The organism is Mesorhizobium sp. P2_F5, from assembly GCF_056403715.1.
Map to the genome: position 1 here is coordinate 118,373 of NZ_JBFUEY010000006.1, position 21,937 is coordinate 140,309.

24 protein-coding genes, 1 pseudogene and 1 riboswitch are annotated in these 21,937 nt (G+C 63.5%); of the genes and pseudogenes, 13 read left to right on the forward strand and 12 right to left on the reverse strand.

Annotated features, from left to right (window positions below; all coding sequences use genetic code 11):
* Positions 1-64 precede the first annotated feature (64 nt).
* Both AC1DYO_RS11200 and AC1DYO_RS11205 read left to right on the forward strand, forming a co-directional pair.
* The gene (locus AC1DYO_RS11200; protein ID WP_477263113.1) at positions 65-436 is read left to right on the forward strand and encodes an ArsR/SmtB family transcription factor; all 372 of its coding nucleotides are present in this window, start codon (positions 65-67) and stop codon (positions 434-436) included.
* Positions 433-936, forward strand: a complete 504-nt coding sequence (locus AC1DYO_RS11205; RefSeq protein ID WP_477263115.1) for an SRPBCC family protein — start codon at positions 433-435, stop codon at positions 934-936. The genes AC1DYO_RS11200 and AC1DYO_RS11205 overlap by 4 nt, the downstream gene beginning before the upstream one ends.
* 36 nt (positions 937-972) lie before the next feature.
* Here AC1DYO_RS11205 and AC1DYO_RS11210 read toward each other — a convergent pair whose 3' ends face one another.
* From AC1DYO_RS11210 to rpmB, 3 genes are all read right to left on the reverse strand, one after another.
* Positions 973-1,647: a hypothetical protein gene (locus AC1DYO_RS11210; protein ID WP_477263117.1), complete on the reverse strand. Its 675-nt coding sequence runs from the start codon at positions 1,645-1,647 to the stop codon at positions 973-975.
* 3 nt (positions 1,648-1,650) lie between these two features.
* Positions 1,651-2,331: a queuosine precursor transporter gene (locus AC1DYO_RS11215; protein WP_477263119.1), complete on the reverse strand. Its 681-nt coding sequence runs from the start codon at positions 2,329-2,331 to the stop codon at positions 1,651-1,653.
* Between the two features lie 121 nt (positions 2,332-2,452).
* The gene (rpmB, locus tag AC1DYO_RS11220; protein WP_023670682.1) at positions 2,453-2,749 is read right to left on the reverse strand and encodes a 50S ribosomal protein L28; all 297 of its coding nucleotides are present in this window, start codon (positions 2,747-2,749) and stop codon (positions 2,453-2,455) included.
* 262 nt (positions 2,750-3,011) lie between these two features.
* Here rpmB and AC1DYO_RS11225 point away from each other — a divergent pair, with 262 nt between their 5' ends.
* The 3 genes from AC1DYO_RS11225 to AC1DYO_RS11235 are packed head-to-tail and all read left to right on the forward strand — an operon-like array spanning position 3,012 to position 5,400.
* Positions 3,012-3,812: a DUF3108 domain-containing protein gene (locus AC1DYO_RS11225; protein ID WP_477263121.1), complete on the forward strand. Its 801-nt coding sequence runs from the start codon at positions 3,012-3,014 to the stop codon at positions 3,810-3,812.
* Positions 3,813-3,841: 29 nt separating this feature from the next.
* On the forward strand, positions 3,842-4,729 hold the full coding sequence (yddG, locus tag AC1DYO_RS11230; protein ID WP_477263123.1) for an aromatic amino acid exporter YddG: 888 nt from the start codon (positions 3,842-3,844) through the stop codon (positions 4,727-4,729).
* Positions 4,726-5,400: a lysoplasmalogenase gene (locus AC1DYO_RS11235; protein WP_477263125.1), complete on the forward strand. Its 675-nt coding sequence runs from the start codon at positions 4,726-4,728 to the stop codon at positions 5,398-5,400. The genes yddG and AC1DYO_RS11235 overlap by 4 nt, the downstream gene beginning before the upstream one ends.
* Here AC1DYO_RS11235 and AC1DYO_RS11240 read toward each other — a convergent pair.
* On the reverse strand, positions 5,397-5,828 hold the full coding sequence (locus AC1DYO_RS11240) for a cupin domain-containing protein (RefSeq protein WP_477263127.1): 432 nt from the start codon (positions 5,826-5,828) through the stop codon (positions 5,397-5,399). The two genes, AC1DYO_RS11235 and AC1DYO_RS11240, sit on opposite strands and share 4 nt — an antisense overlap.
* Before the next feature lie 20 nt (positions 5,829-5,848).
* The gene (gene gloB, locus AC1DYO_RS11245; RefSeq protein ID WP_477263129.1) at positions 5,849-6,616 is read right to left on the reverse strand and encodes a hydroxyacylglutathione hydrolase; all 768 of its coding nucleotides are present in this window, start codon (positions 6,614-6,616) and stop codon (positions 5,849-5,851) included.
* Positions 6,617-6,715: 99 nt separating this feature from the next.
* On the opposite strand from gloB, the gene AC1DYO_RS11250 reads away from it, so the two are divergent.
* The 3 genes from AC1DYO_RS11250 (at position 6,716) to AC1DYO_RS11260 (ending at position 10,313) form a co-directional block, all read left to right on the forward strand.
* Positions 6,716-7,498 carry a class I SAM-dependent methyltransferase gene (locus tag AC1DYO_RS11250; RefSeq protein WP_477263131.1) on the forward strand — a complete coding sequence of 261 codons (783 nt, stop codon included), beginning with the start codon at positions 6,716-6,718 and terminating at the stop codon, positions 7,496-7,498.
* 137 nt (positions 7,499-7,635) lie between these two features.
* The gene (locus tag AC1DYO_RS11255; RefSeq protein ID WP_477263133.1) at positions 7,636-9,456 is read left to right on the forward strand and encodes an ABC transporter ATP-binding protein/permease; all 1,821 of its coding nucleotides are present in this window, start codon (positions 7,636-7,638) and stop codon (positions 9,454-9,456) included.
* Positions 9,457-9,518: 62 nt separating this feature from the next.
* The gene (locus tag AC1DYO_RS11260; RefSeq protein WP_477263314.1) at positions 9,519-10,313 is read left to right on the forward strand and encodes a DUF1194 domain-containing protein; all 795 of its coding nucleotides are present in this window, start codon (positions 9,519-9,521) and stop codon (positions 10,311-10,313) included.
* Positions 10,314-10,365: 52 nt separating this feature from the next.
* On the opposite strand, the gene AC1DYO_RS11265 is transcribed toward AC1DYO_RS11260, so the two are convergent.
* The gene (locus AC1DYO_RS11265) at positions 10,366-11,301 is read right to left on the reverse strand and encodes a glycosyltransferase family 2 protein (RefSeq protein WP_181061838.1); all 936 of its coding nucleotides are present in this window, start codon (positions 11,299-11,301) and stop codon (positions 10,366-10,368) included.
* Position 11,302: 1 nt separating this feature from the next.
* Positions 11,303-12,298, reverse strand: coding sequence for a glycosyltransferase (locus tag AC1DYO_RS11270; RefSeq protein WP_477263135.1), 996 nt, complete (start codon positions 12,296-12,298; stop codon positions 11,303-11,305).
* 282 nt (positions 12,299-12,580) lie between these two features.
* Here AC1DYO_RS11270 and AC1DYO_RS11275 point away from each other — a divergent pair.
* Positions 12,581-12,903: pseudogene (locus AC1DYO_RS11275) on the forward strand (DUF1330 domain-containing protein).
* A 9-nt stretch (positions 12,904-12,912) separates the two neighbouring features.
* Here the strand turns inward: AC1DYO_RS11275 and metW are convergent.
* Positions 12,913-13,527 carry a methionine biosynthesis protein MetW gene (gene metW, locus AC1DYO_RS11280; protein ID WP_477263137.1) on the reverse strand — a complete coding sequence of 205 codons (615 nt, stop codon included), beginning with the start codon at positions 13,525-13,527 and terminating at the stop codon, positions 12,913-12,915.
* Positions 13,524-14,693 carry a homoserine O-acetyltransferase MetX gene (gene metX, locus AC1DYO_RS11285; protein WP_477263139.1) on the reverse strand — a complete coding sequence of 390 codons (1,170 nt, stop codon included), beginning with the start codon at positions 14,691-14,693 and terminating at the stop codon, positions 13,524-13,526. Before metX ends, metW begins: the two co-directional genes overlap by 4 nt.
* A 60-nt stretch (positions 14,694-14,753) precedes the next feature.
* Positions 14,754-14,831, reverse strand: a riboswitch (SAM riboswitch).
* Between the two features lie 128 nt (positions 14,832-14,959).
* On the opposite strand from metX, the gene hisC reads away from it, so the two are divergent.
* The gene (gene hisC, locus AC1DYO_RS11290; protein ID WP_477263141.1) at positions 14,960-16,069 is read left to right on the forward strand and encodes a histidinol-phosphate transaminase; all 1,110 of its coding nucleotides are present in this window, start codon (positions 14,960-14,962) and stop codon (positions 16,067-16,069) included.
* A gap of 6 nt (positions 16,070-16,075) precedes the next feature.
* The gene (locus AC1DYO_RS11295; protein ID WP_477263143.1) at positions 16,076-17,011 is read left to right on the forward strand and encodes a prephenate/arogenate dehydrogenase family protein; all 936 of its coding nucleotides are present in this window, start codon (positions 16,076-16,078) and stop codon (positions 17,009-17,011) included.
* Between the two features lie 9 nt (positions 17,012-17,020).
* On the opposite strand, the gene AC1DYO_RS11300 is transcribed toward AC1DYO_RS11295, so the two are convergent.
* Positions 17,021-17,956 (reverse strand): sugar kinase, encoded by a 936-nt coding sequence (locus AC1DYO_RS11300; RefSeq protein ID WP_477263145.1) that lies wholly within the window; start codon positions 17,954-17,956, stop codon positions 17,021-17,023.
* Positions 17,957-18,021: 65 nt separating this feature from the next.
* On the reverse strand, positions 18,022-19,020 hold the full coding sequence (locus AC1DYO_RS11305) for a DUF2125 domain-containing protein (protein WP_477263147.1): 999 nt from the start codon (positions 19,018-19,020) through the stop codon (positions 18,022-18,024).
* A gap of 122 nt (positions 19,021-19,142) precedes the next feature.
* Here AC1DYO_RS11305 and AC1DYO_RS11310 point away from each other — a divergent pair, with 122 nt between their 5' ends.
* Positions 19,143-19,688: a gamma-glutamylcyclotransferase gene (locus AC1DYO_RS11310; protein WP_477263149.1), complete on the forward strand. Its 546-nt coding sequence runs from the start codon at positions 19,143-19,145 to the stop codon at positions 19,686-19,688.
* Here the strand turns inward: AC1DYO_RS11310 and AC1DYO_RS11315 are convergent.
* Positions 19,678-20,658: a quinone oxidoreductase family protein gene (locus tag AC1DYO_RS11315; protein ID WP_477263151.1), complete on the reverse strand. Its 981-nt coding sequence runs from the start codon at positions 20,656-20,658 to the stop codon at positions 19,678-19,680. The genes AC1DYO_RS11310 and AC1DYO_RS11315 overlap by 11 nt on opposite strands.
* Positions 20,659-20,825: 167 nt before the next feature.
* Here AC1DYO_RS11315 and AC1DYO_RS11320 point away from each other — a divergent pair, with 167 nt between their 5' ends.
* A complete protein-coding gene (locus tag AC1DYO_RS11320) occupies positions 20,826-21,794 on the forward strand; it encodes a GlxA family transcriptional regulator (protein WP_477263152.1) in 969 nt (322 codons plus the stop codon).
* Positions 21,795-21,937: the final 143 nt, after the last annotated feature.

Genomic DNA, 21,937 nt, shown 5'->3' on the forward strand with positions numbered 1-21,937 from the left:
ATCACTTCGTGAAAATACTTTAGTCGCGACTTGACAATTTTCCGGCGTCGGAATACTCAAGCCCATGCTTAACTATTCCGAGATCGACAGCATCCTGCGAGCTCTTGTCGAGCCGACACGCCGCCAGATCCTGGAAAGGCTGAGCCGCGGACCGGCGACCGTCAGCCAGCTGGCGGAGCCGTTCGGCATGACCTTTGCCGCCGTGCTGCAGCATTTGCAGGCGCTGGAAGCCTGCGGGCTGATCCGCAGTGAAAAGATCGGGCGGGTGCGCACCTGCAGGATCGAACCGGGCGGGCTCGCTCCGCTCGCCGACTGGATCGCGGAACGCCGCATTCCGGCGGAACGCCACCTTGACCGCCTTGGCCAGATCCTGGCCGAGACGGACCCCAAAGACCAATCCCCCAAGAAAAATCAGGACAAGGACCAAGAGCAATGAACCAGATCGCCCCCGTAGAAGAGCACTCCGCCATCCACTCCACCTTCACCATCGAGCGCACCTATCCCCAATCGCCGGCCAAAGTCTTCCATGCCTTCGCCGACAAGGCGACGGTGCGGCGCTGGCGGGTCGGGGGCCACGGCTTCACCATCGCCGAGTTCAGCTTCGACTTCCGTGTCGGCGGCGCCGAGGTGTCGCGGTTCAGCTACGAGGGCGGCCCGGAGATCAGGCTCGACGCGCAGTTCCAGGACATTGTTCCCGACCAGCGCATCGTGTTTTCCTATCGGATGGCCGTCGGGCCGCAGCCAATGTCGGCGTCGCTGACCACCGTCGAGTTGTCGCCTTCCGGTGACGGCACCCGCCTGACCTTCACCGAGCAAGGCGTGTTTTTCGATGGCGTCGATTCGGCGCAAGGTCGCGAAGAGGGCACGCGCGGACTGTTGGAAGCCCTTGCCGCCGAACTGTCGAGACAGGTTTCATCAACAAGCGGGCGGTATTGAAGGCGATCCGCCCGCCTTTGCCGCTAAGACGGCAGACTATCGCGTGTTGGTTGCGATCCAGATCACGTGGCGCGCGCCGCGCTTGCCGTTGGCGCGCGTCTTCACCTCGTCCACGACAAAGCCCGCTTGCTTGAGCCTGCGCGTAAAGCCGCTGTCCGGCCCTTGCGACCAGACCGCCAGAACACCGCCCGGCTTCAGTGCGGCACGCGCCGCGCCGAGGCCCGCAGCGCCATAGAGGGCATCGTTTGCCTTGTAGACGATGCCCTCGGGACCATTGTCGACATCGAGCAGGATGGCGTCCCAGGCGGCCTTGTCGGATCTTATGATATGCCCGACATCGGCTTCGCGGACGCTCACGCGGGGATCCTCAAGGCAGCCGTCGAAAAGCTCTGCCATCGGGCCGCGCGCCCAAGCGATAACCGCAGGTACCAATTCGGCGACGGTGACGCCTGCGTCGGCGCCCAACTCGGCGAGGGCGGCGCGCAGTGTAAAACCCATGCCGAGCCCGCCGATCAGGATTTTCGGTTGGATGTGCCCAGCGATTCTCTCGCAGGAAAGTTTTGCCAGCGCTTCCTCGGAGCCACTAAGGCGGCTGTTCATCAGCTCGTTGGTGCCGAGCATGATCGAGAATTCAGCGCCGCGCTGCTTCAGGCGCAGTTCCTGTCCGCCATCCGGCGTTTTGGCCGAGTCGAGCTGGACCCAAGGGATCACAACCTAGACCGCTACGGCCGGCTGGCTCCAGCGGGCGGCGAGCAGCCGGTAGGGGATCAGCGCCACCACGGCGATGATCAGTTTCACCGAGAGGTCGCCGAGCGCCCAGGACACCCAGCGCATGGTCTCGACCGGCAGCACACCCATCAGCGGCGCCGTCTCCAGCGCGAAGCTGTCGTTCGGGCCGGCGAAGGCGAAGAGGGCCGAAAAGGCGACGCTGAAGAACACGACAGTGTCGAACACCGAGCCGACCAGCGTGCCGACGATCGGGGCGCGCCACCAGCTCTGCCGGCGCAGCCGGTTGAACACGGTGACGTCGAGCAATTGCGCACAGAGGAACGCCGCACCCGAAGCCGCGGCAATGCGTACCAGCCGGTTGGCGGCGGTCTCGAATTCGATCAGGCCGTGACGGAACAGGAAGGGCGGGACGAGGATCGAGCAGATCACCGCCGTCATGAAGCCGACAAAGACGATACGCCGCGCCACGGTCGGGCCGTAGCGGCGGTTGGCAAGGTCGGTGACCAGGAAGGAGAACGGGTAGGTGAAGGCGCCCCAGGTCAGGATGTCGGCCAGCGACAGACCGCCGACCTGGCCCTGCATCGGGAACTGTACGAGGATGTTCGATGCCACGACGACAAGCGCCATGGCGGCCACAAAGGGCAGATATCGCGAGAAGGAAGTCATTTTTTTATCCTGGGTAATGGAACCAGCCAGGCGCTATCCGCAGTCCGGATCGCGCTGCCTTATAATTTTGAGCATCGGATCGCTCCGATGCCCAAGGCGGTCGTCCCCCGCCTTAAAGTCTTTAAGCTGCGGGCTGGTCGGCCAGCTTCTTGGCGATCTGCTTCTTCAAGAGGCGCGCGCGCTGCGACAATTCCTTGGCGTCGGCCTTGGCCAGGAAGGCGTCGAGGCCACCGCGATGCTCGACCGAACGCAGCGCGTTGGCCGAAATGCGCAGGCGCACATTCTGGTTCAGCGCTTCCGAAATCAGTGTCACATTGACGAGGTTCGGCAGGAAGCGGCGCTTGGTCTTGTTGTTGGCGTGGCTCACATTGTTGCCGGTCTGGACTGCCTTGGCAGTGAGTTCGCAGGTACGGGACATGGTTCTAACCTTCAGTTCTTTCTAAGCCTGCCAAACCTTCGTTCCCGCGCCGGGTGGCGCGCGGTTTCGGTCAGGCGGCCTTATGGAAAAAGTTGGCGTTCCATAGTTGCATTTCGCCGAGGCGTCAAGCTCCGGCTTCCCCTGACATCCGGCGGCCTTTTCATATTAAGGCCGGAATTCAGCCTATAAGCGGTCGCATAGGGACATGCTAGGCCGGAGTTGCCCATCTGCGGCTTGGAAAATTCAAGGAACGATCCCCGCCATGCTTCGCTCGTCACATGCCGTTGTCGCCATGCTTGCCGTTGCCTTGCCGACCTCGACGCTTGCCGCCGCACCGGCAGCCACCGCACAGTCCTTCAAGGGCGAATATACGGTTTCGTTCCTCGGCCTTTCGGTGGCAAAGGCGAAATTCTCCAGCCATTATCAGGGCGATAGCTATTCCATCGACGGCACCGTCTCCAGCGCCGGCATCGCCACTTTGTTCGACGATACGAGCGGCACCATCTCGTCAAAGGGCAAGATCCTGGGCCAGCAGATGCAGCCGCAGGCGTTTCGCGCCGATTACAAGTCCGGCAAGAAGGCTTCCGTGGTCGACATCCGCTTTGCCAATGGCGCGGTGACCGCCACCCAGGTCATTCCCGAGCCGAAAAAGCGCAATCCCAAGACCTGGATACCGCTGGGTGGCAACGATCTGACATCGGTGCTCGATCCGATGGCCGCCACCGTCATCCATGCCGACAGCCTCGACAAGGTCTGCGGACGCAAGGTGAAGTTCTATGACGGCGAGATGCGCGCCGACCTGACACTGACCTACGCCTCGAAAGGCTCGATCTCGGTCAAGGGCTACAAGGGCGACACCGTCACCTGCAAGATGAGCTTCGAGCCGGTGGCGGGCTACCGAAAGGGCCGCAAGGCGCTGAATTACCTGAAGAACAAGAGCCAGATGATGGTGACGTTTGCACCGCTCGGCCAAACCGGCGTATATGCGCCGATCCACGCCACGGTCGGGACGCAGATCGGCACCTTGACCGTCAGCGCGGGGCGTTTCGAAGCTGTTGAATAGGCGTGCTTTGCGCGCCGCCGGAGATGGGCATGGCGCGCGCAACACTGATCGGTTTCTCGGCGGTTGCCATGTGGGCGCTGCTGGCGTTGCTCACCGACGCGTCAGGCGCCGTGCCGCCTTTTCTTTTGTCGGCCATCACCTTCACCATCGGCACCGCGGTCGGGCTGGTCGCCCGGCTGTTCATGCCGGTGACCGATAAAAGCCAGAAGATCCCGCGCCAGGTCTGGGTGATCGGCATTGCCGGCCTGTTCGGCTACCACTTCTTCTACTTCACCGCGCTACGTAACGCGCCAGCGGTTGAGGCGAGCCTGATCGCCTATCTGTGGCCGCTGTTGATCGTGCTCGGCTCGGCGCTGATGCCGGGCGAGAAGCTGGCCTGGAACCATGTCGTCGGCGCGCTGCTTGGGCTGGCCGGCACCGTCCTCATCGTCACCAAGGGCGGCGGCCTTGCCTTCGATGCGCGCTACACTTTCGGCTATGCGATGGCCGCCGTCTGCGCGTTGCTGTGGTCGTCCTATTCGCTGCTGTCGCGGCGTTTTCCGGCGGTGCCGACCTCGATCGTCACCTGGTTCTGTGCAGCCACGGCAGCGCTTTCCCTCGTCTGCCATCTCCTGCTGGAGCAGACAGTTCTGCCCGATGGTCCCGGCCAGTGGCTGGCCGTGCTCGGTCTCGGGCTGATGCCGGTGGGCGCCGCCTTCTACGCCTGGGATATCGGCGTCAAGCGCGGCAACATCCAGGTGCTCGGCGCGGCAAGCTATGCAGCACCGCTGCTATCGACGCTGGTGCTGATCGCGGCCGGCGTCGCCGAGCCATCGCTGCGCATCCTTGCCGCCTGCGTGCTGATCACCGGTGGCGCGGCCTTGGCGGCGAAATCGCTGTTCCTGCGCAAGCCGGCAACGGGTGGAGCAAGCGCATGACGATGCCGTTTGCCGGCGGCATCGACGCCAATGCCAATGCGACATTGATTTTTTCGCTGGTGGCGGCGGTGATCTACGCCTTCACCCTGGACATGCGGCCGACGCTGGCCCGCTCGGCGGCAAAGACGCTGGCCGTGGCCATGCTTGCCGTGCTGGCCTTCATGCAAGGTGGGCCGCTGCTGCTCGTCGCGGCTCTGGCGCTAAGCGCCGTCGGCGACGCCTTCCTGTCGCGTGACGGCGAAAAGGCCTTCCTCGGTGGATTGGCCAGTTTCCTGGCGGCGCACATCCTCTATGTGCCGCTCTTCCTGCGTAGCGGCAGCGGGCTGGATGTGCTGGGCGCTGAGACATGGCGCGGCGCCATCGCACTCGCCATGGCGGCTTTCGTTGTCGTCATGCTGGCGGCGCTCTGGCGCCGTGTCGGCCCCGGCCTGCGCCTGCCGATCGCCGTCTATATCGCGGCCATTCTGGCGATGGGCATCTCGGCGTTGACGCTCGACAATCCGTGGGTCATCGGCGGCGCCGTCCTGTTCATGGCGTCGGACGGGCTGCTTGCCGCAGAGAAATTCCTGGTGCCGGCCATCGCACCCTATCGCGCCGGCATCCGCTACGCGGTCTGGGCGCTGTACTACGCCGCACAACTGGCCATTACGCTCGGTTTCTTGCTAGGTTAGGGCTGCCAGCCAGGTTCGGCCATCTCGAAGGCGGCGAAGTCGAAGCCCGGCGCCACGGTGCAGCCGACCAATGTCCATTCGCCTAGGCTGCGCGCCGACTGCCACCAGCCGGCCGGCACGACGATTTGTGGCCGCTCGCCTGCCGCCAGCTCAATGCCGAGCACCTGCTCGATCACCTGGTTAAACTTTGGACTGCCTTCCTCGCACATCGACAGCGCCAGTGGCGCCCCGGCATGGAAATGCCAGACCTCGGCAGCGTCCTTGACCCGGTGCCATCCCGAAATCTGGTCCTGCTCAAGGAGAAAATAGATCGCTGTCGAATGGCCACGCGCACCGCCGGCGCCGTCGCGAAACGTCTCGGCATACCAGCCGCCTTCCGGATGAGCCTTGAGGCCAAGCGTGGCGATGATTTCAGCGGCGCTGGTCATGGCTGTTCCCAGAACGATGCTCAGAAATTGTCCTTGCGCTTGCGGATCTCGGCGAACACGTCGGCGTCGGAGGCCTTTTCCATGCCGAGATGCTTGCGGATCGCCGGGTCGTGCCAGCGCAGGAACGGATTGGTCGACAGTTCCTCGCCGATCGTGGTCGGCAGCGTCGCCTTGTTGCCGGCGCGCAGCGTCTCGATTTTCGCCGCCCGTTCCTTCAGCGCCGAATTGGTCGGGTCGACGGTCAGCGCAAAGCGGGCATTCGAAAGCGTGTATTCATGGCCGCAATAGATGACCGTGTCTGCCGGCAGCGCGGCGAGCTTCTTCAGCGATTCATACATCACCGGCGGCTTGCATTCGAACAGCCGGCCGCAGCCGAGCGCGAACAGCGTGTCGGCGGTGAACGCCACTTTCGAGGCCGGCAGGTGATAGGATACATGGCCCGCCGTGTGACCAGGCGTGGCGATGACGTCGATCCGCTCGCCGCCGAGATGGACGACCGAGCCTTGGCCGACGGTCTCGTCGATGCCGGGGATCTTTTCCTTTTCCGCTTCCGGCCCGACGATGCGTAGCTTGAAGCGCTCCTTCAGCGCCAGATTGGCCTCGACATGGTCGACATGGTGATGGGTGGTCAGGATCATCGTCGGCTTCCAGCCGGTACGCTCGATCGCGGCCAGGATCGGCGCTTCTTCGGGTGCGTCGATGATCGCGGTCTCGCCGCTTTTGGGGTCATGCACCAGCACGCCGAAATTGTCGCTGCGGCACATGAACTGTTCGACTTCGACCGGCATTTTCATCTCTCCATCTGTCGCCGCAGACATAGGGCGCTTGGCCCTCGATGTCATCCGGCTTTGTTGAACTTAGGGAGCATCGCAGCTACCGTCCCGCGCATGCATTCCGATATTGTCGATCTTCGTTCCTTCTATTCGACCACGCTCGGCCGCCTGGCCGAACGCTCGATCACCATGGCGCTGTCCTCGATATGGGCTGCCGTGCCCAATGAGCGGCTGGTCGGGCTTGGCTATACCTTGCCGTGGCTGGAGCGGTTCGGCACCGATGCCGAGCGGGTGTTTGCCTTCATGCCGGCAACGCAGGGCGCCGTGGTCTGGCCGGCGAGTGGGCCGACTTCGACGGCACTGGTCTTCGACGAGGAATTGCCGCTGGTCGATTCCTGCATCGACCGCATGTTGCTGGTGCATTCGCTCGAACATGTCGAAAACCCGCGCGAAACGCTGAACGAGATCTGGCGGGTGCTGTCGCCGGCGGGCCGCGTCGTCATCGTCGTGCCCAACCGGCGCGGCGTATGGGCGCGTTTCGAGCACACGCCGTTCGGCAATGGCCGGCCGTTCTCGCGCGGCCAGCTCACCGAATTGCTGCGCGAGGCGAACTTCACGCCGGCCTCCTGGTCCGACGCGCTGTTCTTCCCGCCATCGCCGCGGCGCTTCATGATGCGGTTCCACAATGTGCTGGAACGCGCCGGCCGGCGGTTCTGGCCGATCTTTTCCGGCGTCATCGTGGTCGAGGCGCAGAAGCGGCTCTATCAGGGCGTGCCGGCCGCGCAGCGCGCCTCGCGCCGCGTCTTCGTGCCGGCGTTGTCGCCGCACGGCGCGACGCGGCTTGGCCGCCGGGCCGAAGGGGTGACATCGACCGCGCGTCAGGTGACACCTTCGTGATCATGATGAAAACTGGTGTTGCGTGGGGTTTTCCCACCTATCTGTCGCAGATGCATTCGCGGTCGGTTTGAGCGGCGGATGCCTTCAAATCCCTCCATCCGGTTTCAGCACCGCTGTTGAACGCAAGGACCCAGGCCATGGCTGATCACCCGGACACGAACGCCGCCGCCCAGCCGGTTACCGTCGAAGCCAGCAGCCTGCGCGAACAGGTGGCGACCATCAAAAGGGCGCTGGTCGGCTCGCCAGTGCGCAAATGGCTGGTCTGGACGTCGGTCGGCATCATGGCGGTCATCGTCGCGACGTCGATCGGCCAGGTTCTGCTCAACCGCTGGAACCAGCCCTTCTACGACGCGCTGGCACGACGCGATATGGCGGCCTTCCTGCACCAGCTGATGATCTTTGCCATGATCGCCGGCACGCTGCTGGTGCTCAACATCGCTCAGACCTGGCTCAACCAGATGATCCGGCTGAAATTGCGCGAGGCGCTGACGCTCGACCTGATCGACCAGTGGATGCGGCCGGCACGGGCCTTTCGGCTCGCCAATGCCGGCGCCATCGGCGTCAATCCCGACCAGCGCATGCAGCAGGATGCCGCGCATCTGTCCGATCTGTCGACGGACCTCGGCGTCGGACTACTGCAATCCTTCATCCTGCTGGTGTCCTTCGTCGGTGTGCTGTGGCAATTGTCGTCAGGCTTCGTCTTCCACATCAATGGCTGGTCGTTGGCCATTCCGGGCTACATGGTCTGGGCCGCGTTCCTCTATGCCGGCATCGCCTCCTGGCTGAGCTGGCTGGTCGGGCGGCCGCTGATCCGTCTCAACAGTGATCGCTACACGCGTGAAGCCGAGCTGCGCTCCTCGATGGTGCGCGTCAACGAGAATGTCGATGCCATTGCGCTCTACCATGGCGAAGCCGATGCCAAGACACGGCTCGAAATGGACCTCGGCACGGTGTTGGGCGCGATGCGGCGCATCTATACCGCGCAGATCAACCTGTCCTGGGTGACCGACACCTATGGCTGGATCACCGTGGTGGCGCCGATCCTGGTGGCCTCGCCGGTCTATTTCTCGGGCGACATCAGCTTTGGCGGGCTGATGATGGCGGTCGGCGCCTTCAACCAGGTGCACTCGTCGCTGCGCTGGTTCATCAACAACATCGGCGGCATCGCCGACTGGCGCGCGACGCTGATGCGTGTCGCCGACTTCCGCATCGCGCTTGATGAAACCGATGTGCTGCACGACAAGGAAAGGCGCATCGAATTCGGCGACAACCCCAATGGCAGCCTGACGTTCGAAAAGCTCCAGGTGGCCTCGCCCGAGGGCTGTACCAAGCTTGCCGACAGCCATGTCGAAATCCATCCCGGCGAGCGCGTCATGATCACCGGCGACCCAGGCGCCGGCAAAACATTGTTCTTCCGCGCCATCGCCGGCCTGTGGCCATGGGGCAGCGGACGCATCGGCCTGCCGGCGGGAGAAACCCCGATCTTCGTGCCGCGCGTCCCATATTTCCCGGTAGGCACGTTGCGCGAGGTCCTCGACCACCCGAACGGACCAGCGCCGGCGAGCGATGCCGACATTTCGGCGGTGCTCGCTGAGGTCGGTCTCGAGCGGCTGTCGTCCTCACTCGGCCGCACGGCGCGGTGGGATCACGAACTGGGCGATGACGAGCAACGCGCGCTCGCCTTCGCCAGACTTGCCTTGCGGCAGCCGAAATGGGTGATCATCGACGAGGCGATGGATGCGTTCGACGGTCCGTCGCTGCGGCGCGTGCTGTCGATGCTGGAAAAACGCCTGCCCGACACCGCGATCCTCAACATCGGGCGCGGCCTGCACAATGGTTTCTTTCCCCGCGCGTTGAGCATCGTGAAGGATACGGAAGCGGCGGCGCTGAAGCGCGCCCACGTCAGGGCCGGTGCCATCGACCCGCCGCCAAAGGCGACCCACCGGCGAAAGAAGTAGCTGGGGCTTTATTTCGCCGCGATCGCGGCGAAGATTCCGATGGAAACATCGTGGGTCCGGCCATGCTCGACGCGCTCAGCCTGCTTGCCTGCCTTGCCTGCACCACGCCCGTGGCTGCTCCGGCCAATGCCGTTGCCGTCGATGTCGAACTGGTGCTGGCCGTCGACATCTCGCAGTCGATGGATGAGCGGGAGTTCGCGCTGCAGCGCGCCGGCTATGTCGAGGCGCTCAGGCATCCCGATTTCATCAACGCTGTGCGCTCGGGCACCACCGGCCGCATCGCGCTTGCCTATTTCGAATGGGCAGGCGTCGTGCGCGAGGATGGCGTCATCGCCTGGCAGGTCATCGACAGCCAAGAGAGCGCCAACGCCTTCGCCGACAGAATAGCCGCGCGGCCGTTCCGCAGCTTTCGCGGCACCTCGATTTCTGGAGCGCTTGCCTTCGGCGCCGGACTGTTCGAGGGCACCGGGTTCGATGCGCCACGCAGCGTCATCGATATTTCCGGTGACGGTCCCAACAATACCGGGTTGCCGGTCGCCACGACACGCGATGCCGCGGTGGCCAAGGGCATCGTCATCAACGGCTTGCCGATCCTGATCAGTCCGTCGCCGACCTTCAGCCATCTCGACAAGTATTATGACGACTGCGTCACCGGCGGGCCCGGCTCCTTCGTGCTGCCGATCTACGCGGCCTCCGAATTCGCCACCGCCATACGCCGCAAGCTGATCCTGGAGGTGAGCGGCATTGCCGATGCGACCGTGGTCCCGATCGATGCCGCAGCGCCCATGGACTGCCTGCAGGGCGAACGTGACCGGCGGCTTTACTCCGACCCGTATCTACCGGAACTCGACAAATGAGGTTTTGAGGCATTTCCGGAGGGAAAGCAGCAGTGCGGCTTCCCGGGAAGTTTCAGGCCGGCCGGGCACCGTATTTGTCGCGAAATTCGGCGTAGAGATCGCGGCGCCAGCGCCGGCCTCCGACATAGCCACGCAACAGTTGCGGCACCGAATAGCCGAGCGCCTTCGACGAGCGGTTGGCGATATAGCCGGAGAAGGCCTGCGAAACCCTGCCCTTGAGCGCGTCGGCGATGATCTGCCGGGCGATCATGTAGGGCGGAATGTCGGGATAGCGGTCGGCGATGTAAGGGTGCTTGTCGATCAAACTGGCATAGGCTTCGACATAGCCGTCGCGCTGCCCGGAGATCGAATTCTCCGAATTGTACTTTTTCCAGTCGATCACTTCGGACAGTTGCGCGCCGCTGCGACGGGCAAAGCGCAGCAGCAATTCGCGATCCTGCATGCGCGTGACGTCGCTGTCGTAACCGCCGATGGCCAGCAGCGACTCGCGCCGGGCAGTGATTGCCGATCCGGCAATGAAGATCGTCTGGGCGACGAGGGCCCGCTCCAGTGTGTCGCGGCTCAGAAACGCCTCGCGATTGACGCAATTGGTGCGGCGATTGCCCTTCAGCGACACAAACGAACTGATCAGCACCTCGAGCGAGGTATTGTTGTCGAACCGCTGCAGCGTCCGCTCCAACCGGTCGGGCAAATAGACATCGTCTGAATCGAGAAACGCGACCACCGGTGCCCGGGCCCGCTCGATACCGGCATTGCGGGCGGCATTGGCACCGCGCCATTTCGAACCGACATAAATCAGCCGGGGGTCACGGATTTCGGCAAGTGCCGCGGCCGTGCCGTCGGTCGAGCCGTCATCGACGACAATATGCTCGAATCGGGTAAAATTCTGCGCCAGAACGCTTTCGACGGCACGCACGACCTTGCTGCGCCGGTTGTGCGTGGGCGTGATCACCGAGATAAGGGGCTCGATATCCAAGGTCTTGGCCATTTCAGCTGTGACCCACATAGAGAGGCACATGTTCCGGTTCATCCCGGACCAGACCAAGCGCCATGGCCATCTGGGAAACAAAAACCAGGGTGCAAAAGACCAACCCGACGATCAGGGCAAACGGAATCTGCCAGACTGGCATTCCGAGTTGTGCCGCATGCGCAACGACGCGCCGGCTCAATCGCCAGAATGTTGAAAACCAGTGCCTTGTCGCCTTCAGCATGCGCCTGCCTTGCGATGATGATTCCAGCGCCACATATTTGCGGTCCGCGTCGCGCCCGGTAACCAGGGCGCGCCAGAAGAAAAAGCGCCAGCCGCGCGGGGCATAATGGCTGGCCCGGGCATCGACCCTGACAAAGTCATATCCGCTTTCTCGTAACTGGCTCGTCAGCAATGTGCAAGAAACCTTGAAACCGTTGCTAGCAGGGTAGGGGTGGTTGGCTAACCAGATTCTACGAAAAGCGCAATTGTTGGCGTTCATTGCCCGCTTTGAAGCGAAACGCTGGTCGCCCTCGCGCAGGGGGAAGAACCACAGAAGGGCAAAGGTGCGCGAGGTGAAATCGTCGCAGTCGAGATAGGTGTAGCCACTCACGGCAGTCTTCGTCGGGTCCCCCAGCGGTTTGAGCAGCGCCGGCAGCCAGCCTTTCTCAACAATCGTATCCGAATCGGTGAAAATGACGACGTCGCCCGTTGCAAACTGGGCGCCCTTGTTTTTGACCTCATAGTATCGGCCGCCGGTGCAGGCGCCGAAGACCAGGTTTGCTACCGTGCCAAGTCGCGGGACAAGTTCGCCGATGCGCTGCTGGAGCAGCGGCGTATCGGTATTCTGCCCGCTGTGGACGATAATAAGCTCCGGTTTGGCGTACTGTTCGTCCGCCGTTGCCCTTTCGATCTCGCGCGCCAAAGCAGTGAATGCAACGCCAATCTCATCTTCGTTGATGGACTTGGCATTCTCCATTTCGACAACAATCGAATAGGTCGGATTTTTCCGTTCCATGCCCCGCTCAGTATCACCTGCGAGGCAACGCTACAAAGAACATGTTCCCATGTCATCACGCGATGCGAGCGGCGACCAGCCTGAAATGACGAATTTCGAGCCTCGCGCCCCAATGGCAACACCCTCGCAGGATCGGGAGCCGTGCGTTGGAGGGAGGATAGGCGTGCCGCCTCGATGGCCGCGTTCCTATTACCTCAGGCGTAGTCGACCGATGGCCATCGTACCGGCAGATTGCGCCCACGAAGCCGGTCGTTCGGCTCCGTTTGAACAGGGAGTTCCGTCATGACCGCTTACGCCGTCGCCCATATGCGTCAAGTCACGATGGGCCCGCAGATTGTCGAGTATCTGCAGAGGATCGATGCCACATTGGAGCCATTCCGGGGGGGCGCTTTCTTGTCCATGGCGGCGACCTGGAGGTGATCGAGAACGAATGGCCCGGGCATCTGATCGTCATCGAGTTCCCGGACAAGGCGCATGCGCGCGGCTGGTACAATTCGCCTGCCTATCGGGAGATTCTGGCCTTGCGTACCGACAACTCCCACGCCGATGTGGTCATCGCCGACGGTGTCAGGCACCCGCACAAGGCCACGGACGTGCTGGAATAGGGGCAAACTCTACCGTTTCAGCAAGAACACCGCCTGCTGGCCGAAGAAATTCCAGAACCACCATGGCATCGACAGGCCGATCTTCTGGCCGTTGCCGTCGAGCGCGGTGGCTTTTTCGACCGAAGCGCCGAGCTCTTCGACCAGGTTGACGAAGTCGCGGATGGTGCAGAAGTGGATGTTGGGCGTGTCGTACCAGGAATAGGGCAGGTCCTCGGTCACCGGCATCCGTCCCTTGAAGAACAACGACAGCCGCACCCGCCAATGGCCGAAATTGGGGAAGGAGACGATGGCGCGGTTGCCTATCCTCAAGAGTTCGTCGAGCACCAGCTTCGGGTTGCGGGTCGCCTGTAAGGTCTGTGACAGGACGACGAAGTCAAAACCCTTGTCGGGATAGAATTCGAGGTCGGTGTCGGCATCGCCCTGGATGACCGAGAGGCCGCGCGCCACGCATTCGTTGACGCCGCGCTGCGACAGTTCCAGTCCGCGGCCGTCGACCTGCTTGGTTTCCTGCAGGAGTTCGAGCAACAGGCCGTCGCCGGAGCCGACATCGAGCACCCGCGACTGCGGCGGGATGAGGCCAGCGACGACTTCGAGGTCGACGCGCTGGGCGCGGTTGACGCTCATGAGGCGAGCCCTCTCGCCCTTGCGGCGGAGCCGATGAAGCCGTTGATGGCGGCGAACAGTTCCGGCTCGTCGAGCAGGAAGGCGTCATGCCCGCGATCGGTGTCGATCTCGACGAAGGAGACCGAGGCGCCGGCGGCGTTGAGCGCATGCACGATCGAGCGGCTCTCCTCGGTCGGGAACAGCCAGTCCGAGGTGAAGGAGACCAGGCAGAAGCGCGTCTTTGTGCCGGCAAAGGCATCGGCCAGCCGGCCGCCATGGTCGGCGGCGAGGTCGAAATAGTCCATCGAGCGGGTCATGTAGAGATAGGAATTGGCGTCGAAGCGGTCGACGAAGGTCATGCCCTGGTGGCGCAGATAGCTTTCGATCTGGAAATCTGCGTCGAAACCGAAGGTCAGCGCGTCGCGATCCTGCAGATTGCGACCGAATTTCCGATGCAGAGCGGCTTCCGACAGATAGGTGATGTGGGCGGCCATGCGCGCTACCGCCAGCCCTTTTTCAGGGCGCTTGCCGTGCTCGAAATATTTGCCGCCATGCCAGTCCGGGTCGGCCATGACAGCCTGCCGGCCAACCTCGTGGAAGGCGATGTTCTGTGAGGAATGGCGTGCGCCGGTGGCGATCGGCAGCGCCGAGAAGACACGCTCGGAATAGCACGACGCCCATTCCAGCACCTGCATGCCGCCCATCGAGCCGCCGAGCACGCAAAACAGCTTCTCGATGCCGAAATGGTCGACCAGCATCAGCTGCGCCCGCACCATGTCGCGGATGGTGATGATTGGCAGGTCGAGCCCGTAAGGCTTGCCGGTGGCGGGATTGGTCGAGGCCGGGCCGGTGGAGCCGAGACAGCCGCCGATGACGTTGGAGCAGATGACGAAGAAACGGTTGGTGTCGATGATCTTGCCGGGGCCGATCAGCACTTCCCACCAGCCGGGCTTGCCGGTCACCGGATTGGTGTTGGCGACATGCTGGTCGCCGGTCAGCGCGTGGCAGACCAGGATGGCGTTGGTGCGCGCGTCGTTCAGCGTGCCGTAGGTCTGGTAGGCGATCTGGAATGGCGACAGAAGTGTGCCGGCGTCGAGCTTCAGCGGCTTGTCAGGGCCGAAACGCAACACCGGGCTCGACGGGTTGTCGGCCTCGTTGTTGGTTTTTGCAGCGCGGAGCGCGGTCATGTGACTCTCCTTGCCCGCCGTCAGGCAATAAAAAACCGGCAATGCGATCGCAAAGCCGGTTACGTCACGCAAACGGCCCTTTAGCGAGTTGTTTAACGTGGCTGCAAGCCGACCGGCCAAATCACCACGGAAGTTCTGCGTTCTTCTAGAACTCGCGCGGCCCGGCGTCAACGGCAAGCTATTGCCGCCGCCTCTCGACATTCGCGGCCACGGCTTGTATTTCCGCTGCGGCCTCCGGACGGAGGCATTCTCGACGGATTTGCGACATGGACAAGACAGCGGACAAGGCACGGCCAACGCCCCGCGCGGGCATCATGGACATCGACGCCTATGTGCCTGGCAAGAGCACCGCGCCGGCCGGCGTCGCCAAGGTCCATAAATTGTCGTCGAACGAGAACCCGCTCGGCCCGTCGCCGAAGGCCATCGAGGCCGCGCGTGAAGTCGCGGCCAGGCTCGACGTCTACCCCGACGGCACGGCCCGCCGGCTGCGCGAGGCGATCGCCGAAGTGCATGGCCTCAACCCGGCAAACATCATCTGCTCCAACGGCTCCGACGAGATTTTGGGCCTTCTGGCGCAAACCTATCTGGCGGCCGGCGACGAGGCCATCATCACCGAACACGCCTTCATGATCTACAAGATCTACATCCAGTCGGCCGGCGGCACACCGGTGACGGTCAAGGAGACCGACGAGCGCGCCGATGTCGACGTGATCCTCGCCGCGGTGACGCCGCGGACCAAGATCGTCTTCCTCGCCAATCCCAACAATCCGACCGGCACCTATTTGCCGTTCCAGGAGGTCCGCCGTTTGCATGCCGCCCTGCCGGGCAATGTGCTTCTGGTGCTCGATGCCGCCTATGCCGAATATGTCCGGCGCAACGACTACGAGGCCGGCATCGAGCTGGCGGGCAGCGAGCAGAACGTCGTCATGACCCGCACATTTTCCAAGCTCGGCCTAGGCGGCGCGCGCATCGGCTGGATGTATGGCCCGCTGCACATCGTCGATGCGATCAACCGCATCCGCGGTCCTTTCAACGTCAACGCGACGGCAATCGAGGCCGGCATTGCCGCCATTCGCGACCGCGCCCATGTCGAGCGCAGTTCGTTGCACAACGAGACCTGGCTCATCTGGCTGAATGAACAGCTAACGAAGCTTGGGCTCAGGGTGACGCCCAGCGTCGGCAATTTCATCCTCATCCACTTTCCCGACGACAAGAAGCATTCTGCAGAGGCGGCGGACGATTACCTCACCCAGCGTGGCTATATATTGCGGCGGGTTACCGGCTATGGCTTTCCCAACGCGCTGCGCATGAGCGTCGGTACCGAAGAAGCCAATCGCGGCGTGATCGACGCCCTCACGACATTCCTGAAAAGCTGAAACAAGATGACGTCACCGATGTTCGAGAAAATCGCGCTGGTCGGCATCGGCCTGATCGGCTCGTCGCTGGCCCGTGTCACCCGCCGCGAGGGTCTCGCCCGCCATGTCGCCATCGCGACGCGCAGCCCGACCACGCTGGCGCGGGCGAAGGAGCTCGGTCTTGGCGAGAGCTACACCACCGACGCCAAGGAAGCCGTACGTGACGCCGACCTGATCATCGTTTCGGTGCCAGTAGGCTCATCAGGCGAGGTGGCGGAGGAGATCGCGCCGGCGCTGAAAAAAGGCGCCATCCTCACCGATGTGGGTTCGACCAAGGCCTCGGTGATCGCGCAAATGCAGCCTTATGTGCCGGCCGGCGTGCATTTCATCCCGGGACATCCGCTGGCGGGAACCGAGAAGTCGGGCCCTGATGCCGGCTTCGCCGAGCTGTTCGAAAACCGCTGGTGCATCTTCACCCCGCTGCCGGGCACCGATCCGGCTGCGCTGGAAAAGCTCTCCGAGTTCTGGCGCCGATGCGGCTCCAACATCGACACGATGGACCCGCAGCACCACGACATGACGCTGGCCATCGTCTCGCATCTGCCGCACATCATCGCCTACAACATCGTCGGCACCGCCGACGATCTGCAGTCGGTTACCAAGTCGGAAGTGATCAAATATTCGGCTTCGGGTTTCCGCGACTTCACCCGCCTTGCCGCTTCCGACCCGACCATGTGGCGCGATGTGTGCCTGCACAACAAGGACGCCATCCTCGAAATGCTGGCGCGCTTTTCAGAAGACCTCGCCTCGCTGCAGCGGGCGATCCGTTGGGGCGACGGCGAAAAGCTGTTCGACCTGTTCGCCCGCACGCGCGCCGTGCGCCGCTCGATCATCGAGGCCGGCCAGGATATCGATGTGCCGGACTTCGGCCGCCAGGCAGTCGAGCATCCCAAAGGGAGCTGATATTCAGGCTTAGCCTTGTTGGGATGTCGGCCAGGTCGTCGCGACCATCGCCATTGTCTCGGCTCGGTCTGGCGCTCCCAGCCGGCCACCAAAACGCTGGCATTTGAGCGCGGCGGCGGCGCTGGCAAAGCGCAACGCCTGCTCGATGGGCATGGCTTCCGCGAGCCCGACGGCAAAGGCGCCGTGAAACACGTCGCCGGCGGCCAGCGTGTCGACCGCCTTGACCTTCGGCGCTGCAATGTGGCGAACGCAGCCGGCGGACCGGTCATGCCACCAGCTTCCCGCCGCTCCGCCGGTCACCGCGACGAAGGCATCGGTGCGGCTGGCGAGATCCGCGCAAGCGGTTTCCGGGTCCAGCGCGTGGCCGCAGACGATGCGTGCCGCCGTCTCCGAAGCGACGATGTGCGAGGCCAGCGGCAACAGACGCTCCAGCACCTCCAGCGGCGCCGTGTCGGCATCAAGGATCGCCGGACGGCCGGCGCTGCGCGCGGCGGTCAAGGCAAGTGCAGCGGCGCCCGGCCAGCGCACGTCGACCAGCACGGCGTCGAAGCCGGAAAGATCGGCGACAGGCAGCGCCTCGGGATCAGCCTGCGCCTTCGGGTCGTAGAAAGGCACGATGATGCGTTCGCCATGGGCGTCGACCAGGATAGAGGCCAGCGCCGAACGCGCGCCTTTGACGCGGCGGACAAAGCTGCAGTCGACGCCCTCGGCTGCGATGCCGGCCAGCAGCTGGTCGCCGACGGCGTCGTCACCCGCACTGGCCCACAGGAACACCTCGGCGTCGAGACGGCGCGCGGCGCAGGCCGCACTTGTCGCCATGCCCGCAGCGATCTGGACGCCGTCCGAGGCGATGAACTTGCCCTGGTGCGTGGGCAAGGTTTCGACGCGCAGGATCGTATCCAGCGTCAGCGCCCCAACGCTGAGCAGTTTTACTGGCCGGCTCATGTGTTGTTGGCTTGGCTAGGCATGGATCTTCCCCCAAAAGCGGTTCCCGCCCTTGGGATCATGGTCTACTCGAGCGGCTTGATCTTGCCCAGTGGAATGAAGCCGAGCGAGGCCTTGCCCTTCACCACCTTAAGCGGCATCGACGGTTCGTTACCGAGCAAAGCCAGGCCGGCAAAGCCCTGCTCGATCTGGCTCTTCTGCTCGGGGATCGCTGTGGCGAGAATTGCCGCCACGGCCTTGGGATCCTTGAGCTTGATCGTCAGGTCGGCATTGACCAGACCATTTTCGTCGACCGATACCGGGCCCGAAACGGTGATGCGCGCCGTTCCCGAGGACAGGTCGAGCTTGTGGATGTCGGCCGCCTGGCCGCGCAGGCTCTTGGCCTGCGTCTTCATCAGCGCCACGCCGTTCTTCAGCGTCGCGTCGCCGCTGCCGTCGAGCGGCGGCAGCACCCGCCCGCCGATCGCGTCGGCATCGATCTCAAGATCGGTGAAGCTTCCGACATAGCCGACGTCCAGGCCGTCGGGCTGCAGCGCCCCCGCCGCCGTTCCGGCGCTGAACAGCGAGACCGGGTCGGTGTCATCAGCCGGATCGGTCTGACCGGACAGGCCCTCGGCCTGCAGCGAAATGCTGCGAGGCAAGGGCCAGGACAGCTTTGCATTCGCCTGCAGATTGTCCCAGTCGATCCATAAAGGCGTGATCCCGGGAACTGACGTCCGCAGCGGCCCGCGCAACTCGGCGGCGGGCGACAGCGGGCGGATGAGTTCGGCCACGAAGTTGAAGCTGCCGGTCGATGCGGCGACGTTCCTGGTGTCGTCCTCGTAAGCCAGCGTGTCACAGGAGACGGCAAAGCTCAGCGGATAGCCGCTGACCGTAAGGTTGGCGCAGCCGGCCTCGATGCCTTTGGTGTTCAGCTCCGCCACCGCCTTGTCGGCTTCGCTCTTGACGCGGCCGGCAACATAGAACCAGACGGCGCTGTAGACGCCGAACAGCATGACGGCGACAGCGGCGAGCCAGAACAGCCGGCGGGGTAACTTCGACGGGCGCTCGTCAGTAGACGTCATGCTGCGGCTTTCATTAACGCGGCGTGTTGCGGGTGGACTGTGGTTTACGCAACAAGCAAATAGACAGAAGAGCACCGATTCCGATGCGGCGTCGTCACTCTCGTGCAATCAGGCTTGGCGATATGGGCGATTTTTGGGTTTTTGGCTACGGCTCGCTGATCTGGCGGCCGGGATTCGCGCATGTCGAGACCCGCCGCGCCCGCCTTTACGGCTATCGCCGGTCACTCTGCGTCTATTCCTTCGTGCATCGCGGCACGCGTGACCGGCCGGGTCTGGTGCTCGGCCTCGACCGCGGCGGCTCCTGCATCGGGCTGGCCTTTCGCGTGCCCGGCGAGTTGCGCGACGAGGTGCTCGCCTATCTGCGCGAGCGCGAACTGGTGACCAACGTCTATCTAGAACGCACACTCGATATCAGCCTCGACGGAAGTGGCGCCGCTGCGGCTGAGAGAGTGAAAGCGGTCGCCTACATCGTCGACCGCCAACATGAACAGTATGCCGGCGGGCTCGATGCCATGCATGCGGCAAGCGTCATCCGCGGCGCCGTCGGCCAGTCCGGAAACAATGAGGACTATGTGGTGAGTACGGTCAACCACCTCCAGGCACTGGGTATCAGGGATCACTGGCTGGAAGAGGTGGCGAGACGGGTCGCGCCCAACGCTACATCGTGAAAATCTGTTTTCCCAGATCGGCGCGATCGAGGCTGTTTGCGACGGCAAGCTTGAACTCGGTCAGCGGGTGGATGCCGCCGACAGGAATATGGAAGCCAGGCTGGCCGAAGATGTCGACAATCTCGCGCAGTATCGGCCGGTCGGCTGCGACAGGCGGCGAAAAGAAGTAGCGATAAATGTTTGCCCTGATTTCGGCGCCGCTCAGCAGCACGTCGAAATTGTGCAGTTCGAAACGCTCGGCGCTCATGCCGCCGTTGATGACCATCTGCCCGCCAAGAGCAAGGGTGCGGATCAACTCGCCGCTGGCAGGCCCGCCGACATTGTCGATGATGCCGTTCAGTCCCGCGCCGCCGGTCATGTCCATGATGGCCTCCCGGATGTCGCCCTTCACGTCCGACAGGTCGAGGATGGCGGTGGCGCCAAGCTCCTTCAGGTCCAGCCTTTGATGCTGGCGTCGCACCACCGCGATGACGTTGATGCCGCGCCGTTGGGCGAACTGCATCACCATGGTTGAAATCGAAGAATAGCCAGCCGTGACCGCCAGCCACTGGCCAGGCTGCACCCTGGAATCCACCAGCAGGTCCCAGGCCGTGATCGGGTTCACCATCTGCCCGGCGCGTTCGGCGGGATAGTCGGCGGGCAAAGAGATCAGCCACTCAGCGGGAATGGCGGCGTATTCGGCCCAGGTGTTGTAGTGGCTGAAGGCGACAAGCGTGCCGGGTTGCAGCGCAATGCCTGTCCCTGCCGCCTCGACAATGCCGGCACCATGATTTCCGGCGATCTGCCGGGGAAAGTGCGGCTTCTTCGGTTCGGGATAGAGGTTCTGGATGAACAGAAAGTCGCCCGGGTTGACCGAAGCCGAGACCATCCTGACCAACACCTCGCCATCGCCGACGCGCGGGGTGGGAACGTCATCCAGGTAGAGCACGTCCCGCGGCGAGCCGATCTCGTCGAACACAATTGCTTTCATGTCGGTCTCCAAATGGGCCAGCGGTCTGGACGCGACCGGGCCAAACACGCCGATACATGCATCGGCGCGGCGGACCTTATGGGCGGTCGCCGAAAATCAGAATTGGCAGATTTGACAATCTATGTGCTAAACTTGCCATGTATTTTGTTCGTGCATGAGAAGGCACCTTGGCCGACCAACCCCTCCACGCCGTGATCTGGCTGCCGTCGACTTTCTATTCGGCGGTCGCCGCGACGCTGGTCGAAATGTTCGACCTGGTGAACACCCTTCGCGGCGCACCGGCGATCTCCTTCGAATTCGTGGCCCGGCAGGCCGATGCCACGACGACGTCGGGAATTTCCTTTCATACGAAGCGCGAACCCTCGCAGCGGATGGACCTGCTGATCCTGCTTGCCATGCCCGGCATGCGGGTGCCGGAGCTTGTTGCCGCGCTGGCGCAAGAGAGCCGCCATGCCGCGCCGCTGATCACCAGGGCACAGCGTGACGGCGCCATCATCGCCGCGCATTGCGGGGCCGGTTATTTCCTGGCCGATGCCGGCCTTCTCGATCGAAAACGGGCGACGATCTCCTGGTGGCTGAAGGACGATGCCCAGCGCCGTTTCCCAAAAGTGCGCTGGGACGCGTCGCGCGTGCTGGTCGGGGACGGCCGGATCTATACTTGCGGCGGCGGCTTTTCAGGCCTGGAACTCGGCAAGGCGCTTCTCAAGGATCTTGGCTTCGTCCAGGAGGAGCGGCTGGTTCGCAAACTGCTGGTGCTGCCGCCGTCGCGCCAGAGCCAGGCGCCATATGAATTCCCGCTCACCGATCTGCTGCCCTTGCATGAGCCGTTGCGTGACCGCCTCGAAGCCCTGGCAAGAAGCCAGCTCAGAATGCTCGACCTTGCCTTGCTTGGCGCGCAACTCGGCCTGTCGCCACGAACGCTGGCGCGCCGGTTTGCCGATGAATTGCACACGACTCCCGGCCGATGGATTCAGGACCAACGGCTCGAGGCCGCCAAGACGCTTCTCGAAAGCACCAAGCTTGGTATTGCGGAGATATGCTATCAGGTCGGCTATCAGGATGCGGCCTCGTTCAGCCGGCTTTTCAACCGCATAGTCGGACTGCCACCCGGCGAATACCGGCGCCAAAGCCAGTAGACAATTGGCCAGGTGTGGGCGAAGCGGTCGCGCCTTTGTGAAGCGCTGGTCCGCTGGAAAATTGGCCGAGGCCTTTGACCTCGGCGCGGCGAGACCTAGCTTAGCTGCGGCCCGAAGCATTCGGGTTCGCCCGCCGCCAGCCT